At 64.8% G+C, this 12,532-nt stretch carries 9 protein-coding genes; 1 reads left to right on the top strand and 8 read right to left on the bottom strand.

What is annotated here, in order from left to right:
* Positions 1-40: 40 nt before the first annotated feature.
* The 7 genes from C5L14_RS13065 to C5L14_RS13035 form a co-directional block, all read right to left on the bottom strand.
* Positions 41-466 (bottom strand): hypothetical protein, encoded by a 426-nt coding sequence (locus C5L14_RS13065; RefSeq protein ID WP_105862463.1) that lies wholly within the window; start codon positions 464-466, stop codon positions 41-43.
* Positions 467-481: 15 nt separating this feature from the next.
* Entirely contained in the window at positions 482-2,029 is a 1,548-nt protein-coding gene (locus C5L14_RS13060; protein ID WP_105862462.1) for a hypothetical protein, read from the bottom strand.
* 44 nt (positions 2,030-2,073) lie between these two features.
* Positions 2,074-3,510: an NADH:flavin oxidoreductase gene (locus tag C5L14_RS13055; RefSeq protein ID WP_105862461.1), complete on the bottom strand. Its 1,437-nt coding sequence runs from the start codon at positions 3,508-3,510 to the stop codon at positions 2,074-2,076.
* Positions 3,507-4,406 carry a hypothetical protein gene (locus C5L14_RS13050; RefSeq protein ID WP_105862460.1) on the bottom strand — a complete coding sequence of 300 codons (900 nt, stop codon included), beginning with the start codon at positions 4,404-4,406 and terminating at the stop codon, positions 3,507-3,509. The genes C5L14_RS13055 and C5L14_RS13050 overlap by 4 nt, the downstream gene beginning before the upstream one ends.
* A 1-nt stretch (position 4,407) precedes the next feature.
* On the bottom strand, positions 4,408-6,240 hold the full coding sequence (locus C5L14_RS13045; RefSeq protein ID WP_105862459.1) for a peroxidase family protein: 1,833 nt from the start codon (positions 6,238-6,240) through the stop codon (positions 4,408-4,410).
* A 254-nt stretch (positions 6,241-6,494) separates the two neighbouring features.
* Positions 6,495-7,712 (bottom strand): ROK family transcriptional regulator, encoded by a 1,218-nt coding sequence (locus C5L14_RS13040; RefSeq protein WP_105862458.1) that lies wholly within the window; start codon positions 7,710-7,712, stop codon positions 6,495-6,497.
* A gap of 127 nt (positions 7,713-7,839) precedes the next feature.
* Positions 7,840-8,763: a DMT family transporter gene (locus tag C5L14_RS13035; RefSeq protein WP_105862457.1), complete on the bottom strand. Its 924-nt coding sequence runs from the start codon at positions 8,761-8,763 to the stop codon at positions 7,840-7,842.
* A 418-nt stretch (positions 8,764-9,181) separates the two neighbouring features.
* Between C5L14_RS13035 and C5L14_RS13030 the strand changes: the two genes are divergently transcribed.
* Entirely contained in the window at positions 9,182-10,858 is a 1,677-nt protein-coding gene (locus C5L14_RS13030) for an aromatic amino acid ammonia-lyase (RefSeq protein WP_245443374.1), read from the top strand.
* A gap of 222 nt (positions 10,859-11,080) precedes the next feature.
* On the opposite strand, the gene C5L14_RS13025 is transcribed toward C5L14_RS13030, so the two are convergent.
* Positions 11,081-12,451: a glutamate--cysteine ligase gene (locus tag C5L14_RS13025; protein WP_105862455.1), complete on the bottom strand. Its 1,371-nt coding sequence runs from the start codon at positions 12,449-12,451 to the stop codon at positions 11,081-11,083.
* Between the last annotated feature and the right edge of the window lie 81 nt (positions 12,452-12,532).

Below are 12,532 nucleotides of genomic sequence, written 5' to 3'. Positions count from 1 at the left end.
TGCGTTCAAACCGCGCTCTTCAGCGGGTGCCGGCTGAACGTCAGGGACGCGTCATCAACTGGGCGGTCAGCAGACGCCGGTAAAGCAAGGCGAGCACCACGGCGAAAAAGCCGTCGAACAGCGCGAACCATAGGAAGCCGCCGCCACAGAAGAGCCAGATCAACGCCATCCACAGGCGGCCGCCGATGCCGATCAGATTGGGCGTCCGGGCGAGCAATGGTCTGAACCAGCCGGGAACATACAAGACGGTGACGAGCAGCAGCGTGGCGCCCCAGCCGCGCTCCCAACCCACCGGAACGGCTTCCGGCAGACCCGCCATCTGCGAAACCCAGCCGGGGCAGACGATGCAGGCCAGCCCGATCAGCACATGCATGGCGATGTTGAAGCCGAGCACGAGCCGGTAGCTGCGCAAGGCCCTGGCGGCTTGCGCCATGGTCCATCCGAGGGTGAGAGCCTGATCGGTCATGGCTGGGGTCTCCGGTCAGAAGGTGAGCAGATAGGCAAGCAGGTCCGATTTGGCCGACGCCGGCAGATCGGTGCCGTAGAGATGACCGTCCTTGCCATTGCCGGCCTGCGTGGTGTCGAAGCAGAAGCCGGCCGCCGGCGGTGGGCCCTTGGGGTCGCAGGGCGGCGAGACGAAGCCGCCATTGACGGCATCGATCACGTCGCTGCCGCGCAGATAGGCGGAGGGACGCTGGGCGGGTGGTGCCAGCAGATCCTTCAGCGTGGGAACGGCGCCGTTGTGCAGATAGGGCCCGCGCAGCCACAGGCCGTCGAGCGGCAGATTGGCGTAGCCATCGGTCTTTTCGAAGGACCTGAAGGCATAGGGCGTGCCGGCGAACAATTCGGTGAGCTGCCTTTGCCGGAAGGCCGGCGTGTAGCTGTCGAGGCGTGCCCTGTCGGTGCCGAGGCGCTCGATGGGATCGACCTTGCCGATCGCCTCGCCCCGGAATTGGTAGCCCGCCGCGTCCTGCTCGCCATGGCAGGAACTGCAGCTGTCCTCATAGATGGAGCGCCCCCGAGCGACGGCGCCGGCATCCGGCCGGTTGGGAGAGGCTGGTGGCTTGAGGGTGAGCAGCCAGTCGGCAACGCGCTTGATGGCGGCATGGTCGACCGTCTCGGGGGTGACGCCCGCGCCGAGCGCCGCCGAAAGATTGCGTTCGGCCAGCGAGGTGTTGTTGCCGTCCCAATGCAGATGCATGCCCTCGCGGGGTCCCTGCTCGAAGACGGCGGGAAAATCGGCGGCGCCGATCGCCTCGGCGACCGTCAGCGTCGAGGCGGGGATCTTCATCTGCACCACCTTGTAGGGATTGAAGGTATCGACCCGGCCTGGTCCCCAGTCGGGCTGGCGGGCCAGCAGCGATTCGAGCCTTGCGTGCCGCGCGATCAGGCCCTCTCGCAGCGTGGGAAGCACGAGATAGCGCCAGGCGGTCTTCTCGACGAGGCCGAAGCGATGGCCGGCGGCTTCGGCCTCGGGAAGCAGCGTGTCCGGCGCCATGCGTTCGTCGCCGGCAGTCGACAGGATGAAACGCACGAAGCGTTCGAACTGCAGATTGTTGGATGGCATCGCCGGCACGATGATGCGGGCCCCGTCCGGGCTCAGGCGGTAGGTGCCGGTGTGGCAGACGGCGCAGTTGAGCCAGACCATGTCGACGCCGCGCACCGTCCGGCGCGAGACCCCGATCGGCAGGTCTCGCTGCCGCCCCAGGCTGTCCTTTTCATAGAGAAAGCCGAAGGCGGTGTAGTCGTCGCGCCGTTCGAACGCATCCGGAAACAGCCTGGGCAGGGCCTGCCAGACCCGGTAGGGAATGCCGCTTTCCGTCTCCGAGCCGATCGAGCCATATTTGAAATGCTCGATCACCTCGCCATAGCGGGGTGCGTCGTTGCGGGTGAAGAGGATGACGGCCGTCAAGGCGAGATAGACCACCGCCACCAGCGCAGCAATGAGCACGAGCCGCACCGGCTGCCATTTCCGGCGGCGTTGCGCCAATTGGCGCTCGACTTCGGTGACGAAATAGGAGTCCGGCATCGTGCATTTCCTCGGATGTGTTCGAGCGGCGGTCTCCGATCGGCTCAAGAAACGGGGTGAGAGGTTTTGCGTTTTCTCGCGGCTCTGATGGTGCTGGCCGACGCGGAAACCGGGCTCGAATCGGATAAACCCGCGCCGGGAATGACCAGATCGGGCTTGGTCGCATAGATCGAGTAAAGGGCGGCCAGCATGGCGTCGCGGTCCTGGAAGCGCTGCTCCTCGTAGCAGCCCAGCGGATTCTTGGCCGCGTTGACCAGACATTTGTTGCAATAGGTGCAGGGATTGGCCGGGCGATCGTGCCCGGCCTGCCATTGCCGCGGCAGATCGTTGTTGGCGATCAGGGAGCGGGCGATCGCCACGCCGTCGCACTGGCCGGAGGTGAGGGCCTGCCTGACTACCGAGGCGGTCTGGAAGCCGCCGGTGACCAGCACGGGGATGTCGAGGGCCTGCCTGAACTGGCGGGCCTCCTCCAGGCTGATGCCCTCGATGCCATGGCCCTTCTTCATGCGGAACCACAGCCAGCGGAAGATCGGGCGCAGGGCCGGATAGCGGAACAGCAGGAAATTGCGCAGGCCGTAGAGGCCGGAGGCGATCATGGCGTCATAGACGACCGCGAGCGTCTCGAGCGAGAGGTCGCCCGGCGGGTTGAGCGGATGGGGGAAGAGCGAACCGGTGGAGACATGGATGGCATCGACTCCCGCCGCCTGGCAGTAGCGCGCCACTTCGATGGTCTCGCCGATGGTGTTGCCCTTCTTCTCCCAGGGAATGACGTTGTTGCGATCGACCGCCGAAAGCTTGACCTGCAGGTGGAAATCCCGGCCGACATGACTGCGGATCGAGCGGATCACCTCCAGGAGGAAGCGCGCCCGATTGGGCAGGGAGCCGCCATAATGGTCGGTGCGGTCGTTGATGCCGGAGGAAAGGAACTGGGTGAAGAGGTAGCCGTTGGCCGCGTGCAGCTCGACGCCGTCGCATCCTGCCTCGCGTGCCCGCCAGGCGGCGCGCCCGAATTTCTCGACCAGGATGCCGATCTCGCCCGGCGTCATCGCCTGGGTCGGAAAACCGTGCAGGGTCTCGCGCGCATTGGTGGGGCTGGCCACCGGACGATGCTGGTTGGTGACGCCGGGCACGTCCATCTGCCGGCCGGAATGGCTGAGCTGCATGATGAAGCGGCAATCATGAACGTGGACAGCCTCGGCAATGCGGGCCCAGAGCGGAATGAAGGCATCGCGATGGTTGGTGGCATAGTTAGCCGCGATCCGCCCCTCGATCGCCACCGGCACGAAGGAGGTGATGATGGCGCCGACGCCGCCCGCCGCGAATTTGTTCTCCCAGTTGAGACGGGTCTGGGTGGGCGAGCCGTCCTCATTGTCCCAGCGTCCTGAGATGCTGGAGCGGAAGATGCGGTTCTTCACCGTGAGGCTGCGAAAATGCAGCGGCGTGAAGATCGGATCCTCGCCGGTTGACTCAGCTGGTCTCATGGCGCCTCGTCCTCGGTACGGGCCGCCGTCCAGATCGCTGCGAGCAGCCGGAACACGAAGCCGGAGGCCGGGCAGGCGCTCCAGGAGGCGGATTGGAAGGCGGTGGCGGGATCGAGCGTGCGCCCGGCGGCATGAGCGAGCTTGAATCTCACCAGAGCGCCGGGTTCCAGCGAGCCGCCGGGGATATCGGCGATGCCCTTGGCCTGGCGCAGCACCGAGTCCGGCGCGGTCAGCGAGGCGATCGCCGCCGCCGTGCCATCGAGGGCGAAGCGGCGGCCTGGGTCATCGTGATGGGCGCGCAGCCGGTCGAGGCTGGCCACCAGATTGTGCACGGCGATGCCGACCGCATGGATGGCGACCGGATCGCGCCCGACTGCTCCGGCCAGGATGTTCCTGTCGGCATGCAGCGTGCCGAACAGCGCCTGCTGCAGCCAGTGCAGTGGATTGACGGTGCGGGCGGCGGCATCGAAGCGGACGGCCGCGTCCCACAGGCGTTGGGCCTCCGCCTCCTGCACTGTGAAGGCCGGATCGAATTGGCGGGCGATCACGGCCTGCAGCGCCGGCCCGACCCGTTCGCGCGGGCCGGTGCCCCTGACATAGGCGACCAGCGGATGCTTGCCGGACAGCTCGGGCAGGACCGCTTCGTGCAACCTCGCGGCGAGGGCGGCCTGGACCGCCCGGCGTTCTTCGTCATGGCGCGCCCGCATGGTGGGAAACGGGATGCCGTCGACGGCAAATATCCGGGTCAGCCGGCCGCCCAGCATTCGGTTGAACAAGGGTCCTGCCCTGCCATAGGCGCGGTCGAGACGGGGATCGCGGTCGATCGCGGCGATGGCTGCGGCGTCCTCGACTTCGAGGAGATCGATCAGCAAGGGGATGCGGATGCGGCGGGCCATCTCACCTGCTCGCCTTGGTCCAGGGGAAGAAGACGTTGCGCGTGGCGGCGAAGGCCGGCGCGAGCGCCGGGGTATGACGTTGCAGCACGGTGAGGAACGAGTTTTCCTGGACCCAGCGGAAACCGGCCGGCGTATAGACCTCGGGGCGGAAATCCTCGGTGAAGAAGCGGTCGCTCTTGAGGCGGCGCGAGGCCATCAGGATGAAGATGCGGAAGGCCGTGTCCGAAAAGCCGAAGCCGGGCGGCGAGCCATTGCGGGCATTGCTCTCGGCCAGCGTGCCGACCAGAAGGTCGACCTGCTCGACCGTGCCATAAACCTCGGCAAGCTCCGCGCGCCAGGCCGCATCATTGGTGAGTTCCTCGAAATTGCGCGGTACTGGGGCGCCGATCTGGCGCCGGAACTCGCAGTAACGCGGCACGCCGCGCTCGCGGTCGCGCAGAATGTCGATGGCGGCGAGGTCGACGAAGACGTTCTCCTCCGCTCTCTTGTCGAGCTTTCTCAGCGTGTTGGGAAAATTGTGCAACACCAGGGCGCCGGGATGGGACGTGCCAAGCGAATAGACGACGTTGAGAAAGCCGGCCTCTTGATAGACGGTGCGGGTCTTGCCCGCGAACACCTCGGTGAGGCCGCGCTCGAACAGGGCGCCGTCGTCTTCGTGACGGCGGAAGGAAAAATTGTCCGGCATCAGCGAATGCAGGCGGTAGCAGGCGGCGAATTCCTCCGTCATGGCATAGGGCGCCCCGTGATGATTCCTGGGGGAGCCGGGAATGCCCGAGAGGATCTCGCCGTCGCCGATCCGGCCGAAGCTGTTCTTGAAGGTCTCGCCGAGCAGCCCGAAATAGTTGCCCCGCATGGCAAAACGGCCGGATGGGGAGTTCATCAGGGCCGGGGTCCACTCCGCCGTGTGGATCTTGGCGAGCAGGGCGGCATTGACGAGGCGTGCCTTCTGGAACAGCCATTCGCCGGGCTTGTCGGGATGGTCGATGCGCAGACGGTCGACGATGGCGTTGTGCTCGCGGGCGAACAGCGTATGCAGTACGGAGAGGCCGATCCACCAATTGCCGTTGACGCCAGCCAGTTCCGATCCCGCCTGTTTGGCCTCGGTATCGACCGGCAGATGACCATGTTCGTCGAGATGGATCTTGCCGTCGGCGCGGATCGTGCCGGTGGCAGGATCGCTGCGGATGCGGGTCTGCAATGCGAGGCTGGAGCCATAGATCTGCGAGGCGTCCCACCAATGGCTTTCGGTGTTGGTGTAGGCGGCCGGCCGCCCCGCCTGATCCGCCTGCGTCACGTCGGCCGGGGTGCGCAGCACTTCCATCGTCTTCGTCGGCCAGTCGTCTCCGTCCGGAACGTCGAAGCGATGGGGATTTTCCTTCAGATTGGTGCCGTGGCTCAGCCAGTCATGCACCATGAACTGGATCCAGGCCGCCGCGAGCACATTCAGATGCGGCACGGGCACGAAGGCCTGCCGCGCCAGCAGCCTGGAACTGACCAGCCGCGGATTGGGCTCGTACAGGGTCGGCGCCACCTCGCCATAGGTCTTGTCCAGCGCGACGTTGCGGCCGAAGCGCGTCTTGGCCCGCCCCATCCAGGGCTGGGCCAGATCGTTGTAGCTGCCGTCGGCGGTGCGGAACCCGAGAATGTCGAAGCCATTGGCGGGTTCGGGGCGTGCCGGTGCGGTCTCGGTATCGAAGAGGTTGTTCTGCCTCAATATTCCCCTGCTGCCGAGCATGATGGCAACGCTCACAGGGAAGGGCCAGCGGTACCAGACGCCAAAGCGGCTCGTCACGCGCGCCAGCAGGATCAGCAAACGATCGGCAATTCCAGTCATCGCATCCCCCTTTGTCAGCAATGATGGGCAGGAGGCGCAGGTTTGTCGACTTGGAATTCCCGGCGGGTCAGGCCTGAATCACGGTATTGTCACGGTATTTAACGCAATGAATTCTTCGGGATTGAAATCATCGTGGAATATTATACCTCGACGGCGGAAGCTGCCGGGGCATATGCTGTGCTTTGTCTGATTTTTCGGGAATTTACATTGACGTAAGGGCAGGCGGTCGCGTCTTGCGCAAGTGGTCGCCGGGTTCAGGCAGCGCGCGGCCGCTGGTGCCGCAGAATGGTGCTCTCGATCGTTTCCGGGCGCGTCTGCATTTCGATCACGAGCAAAGCGGCTCCGAGCAGCAGCCCGGTGGACAGATCGGACTGGGCCGGCGCGATGGTGAGATTGCGCGTGGCCAGCGGCAGCGAGCGCTGATAGACCAGCTCTCGGATGCCCGACATCAGGTCCTCGCCGGCCAAGGCGAGGGTCCCGCCGATCACGATCACGCTGGGATTGAGCACGCTGACCACGTCGGAGGTCACTTCGCCGAGCACGCGCCCGGCTTCCCGCACCAGGCGCACGGCTTCCGGTTCGCCCGCCTGGGTCAGTGCGATGATGTCCCGGGCGGCCGAGGCCTCGATGCCATGGCCCCGCAGGTCGCGGGCGATGGCCCAGCCGGCGGCGCGTGCCTCGACGCAGCCGAGCTTGCCGCATCGGCAGAGCGGGGCGGGAGCGTGGGTGAGTTGGATATGGCCGATGTCGCCGGCCGCGCCCTGGGCGCCGCGATAGAGACGGCCATCGGTGATGATGCCGCTGCCGATACCGGTTCCCGCCTTGATATAGAGGAACTGGCCGACATTGGGCCAGAAACGCCGATACTCCGCCAAAGTCATCAGATTGACGTCGTTCTCCACCGCGACCGGCGCATCGAAATGCCGGCGCATCCAGCTCCTGATGTCGAAATCGTCCCAGCCGGTCATGACGGAGGGCCCGACGACACGGCCCCCCTCATGGTCGACCGGCGCCGGCAGGCCGAGACCGATCCCCAGCACGTCGCCGCTGTCGCGCCCGATCCCGGCGAGCAGCGCCCGGAACTGCTCGACGATCCAGCCGAGGACCGGCACCGGACCGCGGCGGATGTCGACGCTTCCCACCGCTTCCGCAAGGATTCGCGGCTCGAGATCGGTGATGGCCAGGCGTACATGGCTCTCGCCGATATCGGCGCAGAGCGTCACGCCGAAGGCCGTGTTCAGCCGGATCAGGCGCGCGGGGCGGCCACCGCTCGGCATCGCATCCGGCGCTTCCTCGATCAGCCCGGCGGCGAACAGGGCGGCCAGGCGCTCGGTCACGGTGGAGCGCGACAGGCCCGAGGCTTCGATCAGGGCGGAACGCGAGCGCGCCTTTCCTGAGGCGATCAGCCAGAGGATCGCACCGGCTCCGGCCGCCGAGCCCGTTTCCTGTCCCGACCTCGCGCTGTCCTTCACCGTGGCTCCTTCGCTGCCGGCCCTATTTCCCGCGGCCGGCAAGCTTATGACCAGAATCAGTCATAAGCCAGCGCTGGAACATTCTGTGAAAAGGAAGGCGGCTCTCCAATTTCCGTTGAATGTCTGGCTAGCGTCGCCCGGTCAGCATCAGCAGGTTGCCGGTGAGCACGACCGCGAGGCCGGTTATGGCCAGCGCGCTCCAGACATAACCCTCGAAGATCGTCGAAATGGCGAGGGCGACCACCGGGAACAGCACGGTGGAATAACCGGCCCGGCTGGCGCCGATGCGCGACAGCAAGGTGAGATAGGCGGCAAAGGCGGCGACCGAGGAGAGCAGGGCCGACCAGAGCAGCGCGCCGAGATAGGGCAGGCTGGGCTCGATGATGAAGGCCTGTCCGCGTGCGAGGCTGAAGACGAACAGGAAAAGCGTGCCGTAGACCATGCCCCAGGCGGTGGCGGAGGTCAGGGAAATGGCGCGTTTCTTGAGGCTGAGGGTCAGCATGTTGCCGAAGCAGAAGCTGAGGGTCCCGGCCACGCACAGGACGAGACCGGTGAGGGCTGCGCCCGAAAGATGATCGCCGGCCAGCTGCGGCGCGAACATCAGGCCGACTCCGGCAAAACCCATCAGGGCGGCGGCGATCGAGCGCAGGCTGGGTTTCTGCCCGAAAATCAGGGCGCTCAGCACGATGTTGAACACCGAGGCCAACGAAAAGACCACGGCGAGCAGGCCGGAGGGCGTCGACAGCCCGCCATAGTAGAAGCACAGGAAATTGGTGGAGAAGAGCAACAGGCCGAGCCCGGCGAAGCGGAGATGGTCCTTCCAGGCAAAGGACATTGGGGCGCCGGACAGCACGGCCCAGCCCAGCATCATCACCGCGGCCAGCAGGAAGCGCCACAGCAGCGACACTTCCGGCGCCACGACGCCGAGCTGCAGGTGCAGGGCGATCCAGGAGGTTCCCCAAACGAAAACGACCCCGGCATAGAGGCCGAGATCGATAGCTCCGAGCGGCGCCGCGTCGCTCGGAGCTGCCTTCAAGGTCGTGCTGGTCATGTGCTCGATTATCGGGGGATTTGGCGGATCGGTCCAATCAAGCTCACGAATGGAAATCATCGCGCCGGTTGATGGTTGCGGGTGCTACGTTCGCCCCGGTCCTCAATCATCGGCTCGGAACAAACCGCCATCCGGCGGTGGAGCCTGTACCAGATGAATTTTAGCCTCGCGCGATTGACAAAGTTCAGTAAGAATTTTTTACTTATATGAATATTTATTTCTAATCAGTGAAGTATCGAATGGGATTTTTCGTTAACTGATAGGAGAAATGTGTATGTCGAGGCGTGATACGTATCAAATCCGCATATTTCTGACTGTCGTAGCTTTCACTTTCCTGTTTTCTTTGGCGCCGCAGGCGATAGCGTTTGAAGAGAGCGCCAAATACCAGCCGATCAATGAAACCCAGGCCGAACGGACCGTGACGCTGACGGGACGCGATCTCACCTACCAGCAGGTTGTCGAGATCGCCCGCAACGGTGCCAAGGTCGAGCTCAGCCCCGAAGCACGCCGGCGTTCGGCCGATGCCTATGGTCTTCTGCTGCAGGGCGCTGCCGAGAACGTCACCATCTACTGGTTCAATCGCGGCGCCGGGGATCAGCGGGAGACGGTGATCTTCTCGGGCGATCCCACCACGCCGGAGAACTCAAGGCTCCTGAAGGACCAGCAGCTCGCGCGCTTCAAGAACGGCGTCAGGGGCGGCTATGGGCCGGAGATCCGGGAAGAGGCCTTGGTACGGGCGATCATGGCCATTCGTGCCAACACGATGTCGTACGAAGCGGCCAGTCCGCCTTTGACGCAGATCCTCATCGACATGCTGAACAAGCGCGTCACGCCCGTCGTGCAGTCGCGCGGCACCCTGGGCGAGGGCGATCTGAACACCCTCGGCAATATCGGGGCCGCGATGGTCGGGGAAGGGGACGCCTATTACCGCGGCGTCAGGATGCCCGCCTCCCAGGCTCTCGCCCAGGCCGGTATTAAGCCTCTCGAACCTTTTGCCGCAGACGAGGCGGCTTTGATCAGCACCAATGCCTATGCGCAGGCGCAGGCGGTTCTGCTGCTGGAGGACTCCCGGAGGTTGCTGGAGTGGGCCGATCTCACCTACGCGATGGACCTGCTGGGCATGAACTCCAGCGTGACGCCGATTTCCGCCCCGGTCCAGTCGATGCGTCCCTATGACTGGCTCACCTGGAATGCCGCCCGCATCATGGAGATGATCAAGGGCAGCTATCTTTTCGACGACGATGCCGCGCGCATCATTCAGGATCCGGAAAGCATGCGGGCTTCGAGCCAGCGACAAGGGTCGGCCTGGCAGGCCTGGGCGGAGCTCAGGGATTCCGTCAGTCTTTCCATCAATTCATCGGATCACAATCCGGCCACCATGCCGGGGCTCACGCCCGAAAGCTCCTGGGAGCTGAGCACGCCGCAATTCATGAAGTACCACGTCAAGGGCGGGAAGCTCAGCGGCGGCAAATCGGGTTACATCTTCTCCAACGCCAACTGGGATCCCTATCCGCTTGCCAATCAGGTCGAGGCGTTCACCATCGCCCTGACGAATATGGGTGTGGTGATCGCCCAACGGATCGAACGGTTCAAGAACCCCTTCTTCACCGTGGTCAAGCCGGCCGATGTCCTCAACGCCGAAATGCGCAAGAACGCGCCGACATTCGGCGGCTACCTGCCAACCGATCTGTGGCAGGAACTGGCCGAGATGGGCACGCCCGTCGCGCCGGCAGGCCAGGCCATCGTCGCGACGGTCGAGGACCTCCAGGCGCAGACCAGGATCAAGACCGAACGCGCCCGCAAGGCTGTCGACCTCTCCTTCGAACTGCTCGCGCATGACTTGCTGACCGCGAGCTACTGGATGGAAATCCGCAAGATCCAGAACCCATCCCGCAATTTCGGCAAAGCGCCTTCCGAAGCGCTGGCGGCGCTGCGTCAGGTGGTGCCGTGGCAGCAGCCCGTGCAGGAGCGCCCCAAACGGCCGATCGGCATGGTGGTCTACGATTTCCTGCAGGCCAGCCCGGCGTCGAAATTCTATGCCAGCGGCCCGACGCCTCCGGAGGGCCGGCCAGTGCCGAAGGCGGGGCTGCAATAGCCGACTGACGACGGGTGCTGCTCCGGCAGTACCCGTTGTATCAGATCGCAAGGAGTCTGACCTGTCATTCCCGTCCCACCGCCTTCGGCGGTGCCGGGACTGACAGCACCCCAGTTTGCATGCAGGTCCAATCACCCGACCTGCTATCATTTCGTAGCGCTATGAAGCGTAGTCCCCTGTGAAGGGCGGCATTTTGCCCGAACGGGTCCTTCCCCGGCTGGCTCAGTATGCCTTCTCGTCGAAGATCGGATCGATCTTGCCGTCCCATTCGCCGTGATAGCGGGCCAGCATCTCGTCGGCCGCGGTGAGGCCGCTCTCGACGATGTCGTCCAGACCGTCGAGGAAATGCTCCTCGTTGCGGCCTTCCCAATCCTCGATGTTGCGGATCTTGAGGCCGCGACGTGCGATGGCGAGAGCCCTGAGGGCGATGTCGCGGACGGTCTCGTTGCGGAAGGGCGTTTTCAGAGCCTGGCGGCTGACGCTGTCGCGCAAGGCCTGGCGTTCCGCCTCGGTCCAATCCTTCACCAGCTCCCAGGCCGCATCGAGCGTCTCGCTCGAATAAAGCAGGCCGACCCAGAAGGCCGAGAGCGCGGCGAGCTTCCCGGTCGGCCCGGCATCGGCGCCGCGCATTTCCAGATAGCGCTTCAGCCGCACTTCCGGGAACAGCGTGCCCAGATGGTTGGCCCAATCCGACATGGTGGCGCGCTCGCCCGGCAATTGGGGTAGGGTGCCTGCCAGGAGATCGCGGAAAGAAGCGCCGGCCACGTCGTGATAGACGTCACCGCGCTTGACGAAATAGAGCGGTACGTCAAGGGCGTAGTCGACATAGCGCTCGAAGCCCATGCCGTCGTCGAAGGCGAAGGGCAGCATGCCGGTGCGGTCGAGGTCGGTGTGGCGCCAGACTTCCGAGCGCAGCGACAGGAAGCCGTTGGGCCGGCCGTGCAGGAAGGGCGAATTGGCGAAGATGGCGGTGGCGATCGGCTGCAAGGCGAGCGAGACGCGCAGTTTCTTCACCATGTCGGCTTCGGAGGAGAAGTCGAGATTCACCTGCACCGTCGAGGTCCGGTACATCATGTCGAGACCCATCACGCCGACTTTGGGCATGTAGTTCGTCATGATCTCATAGCGGCGCTTGGGCATGCGTGGTGTCTGTTCCCTCGTCCATACCGGCGACATGCCGAGGCCCAGGAAGCGGATGCCGAGCGGGCCGCCGATTTCGCGCACCTGGGCGAGATGGGCGTGGATCTCCGAACAAGTCTGGTGGATCGAGTTCAGGGGCGCGCCGGAGAGTTCGAACTGGCCGCCGGGTTCCAGCGAGATGGCGCCGCCGCCGGTGATGTCGAGCATGCCGATAATATGCTCGCCTTCCATGATGGGTTCCCAGCCGAGCATGGCCTGCATGCCCTCGAGCAGCGCCCGGATGCCGTTGGAACCTTCATAGGGAACCGGCTGATGCGTGACGGCCCGGAAGGGGAACTTCTCGTGCTCGGTGCCGATGCGGAATTGGGACGGTGGTTTGACGCCCTTTTCGATCCAGGCGACGAGTTCGTCGCGCGAGCCAATGGGGGTTGAATCGATTACGTCGCGGGCCATGCGGGCAGAACCTTACAAAACGGCCCGGACCATAGACAGTGCCATCCGGGAAAACAATCAGGCGCCGACACAAGATCGCGT

Source organism: Labrys okinawensis, from assembly GCF_002982075.1.
Classification (GTDB): domain Bacteria; phylum Pseudomonadota; class Alphaproteobacteria; order Rhizobiales; family Labraceae; genus Labrys; species Labrys okinawensis_A.
The sequence above is the reverse complement of the archived record's forward strand: the minus strand, read 5'-3'. Positions and strand labels throughout refer to the sequence as shown.

Coding starts and splice junctions, on each gene's coding strand:
- C5L14_RS13065 (WP_105862463.1), bottom strand. CDS start 466: ATGACCGATCAGGCTCTCACCCTCGGATGGACCATGGCGCAAGCCGCC.
- C5L14_RS13060 (WP_105862462.1), bottom strand. CDS start 2,029: ATGCCGGACTCCTATTTCGTCACCGAAGTCGAGCGCCAATTGGCGCAA.
- C5L14_RS13055 (WP_105862461.1), bottom strand. CDS start 3,510: ATGAGACCAGCTGAGTCAACCGGCGAGGATCCGATCTTCACGCCGCTG.
- C5L14_RS13050 (WP_105862460.1), bottom strand. CDS start 4,406: ATGGCCCGCCGCATCCGCATCCCCTTGCTGATCGATCTCCTCGAAGTC.
- C5L14_RS13045 (WP_105862459.1), bottom strand. CDS start 6,240: ATGACTGGAATTGCCGATCGTTTGCTGATCCTGCTGGCGCGCGTGACG.
- C5L14_RS13035 (WP_105862457.1), bottom strand. CDS start 8,763: ATGACCAGCACGACCTTGAAGGCAGCTCCGAGCGACGCGGCGCCGCTC.
- C5L14_RS13025 (WP_105862455.1), bottom strand. CDS start 12,451: ATGGCCCGCGACGTAATCGATTCAACCCCCATTGGCTCGCGCGACGAA.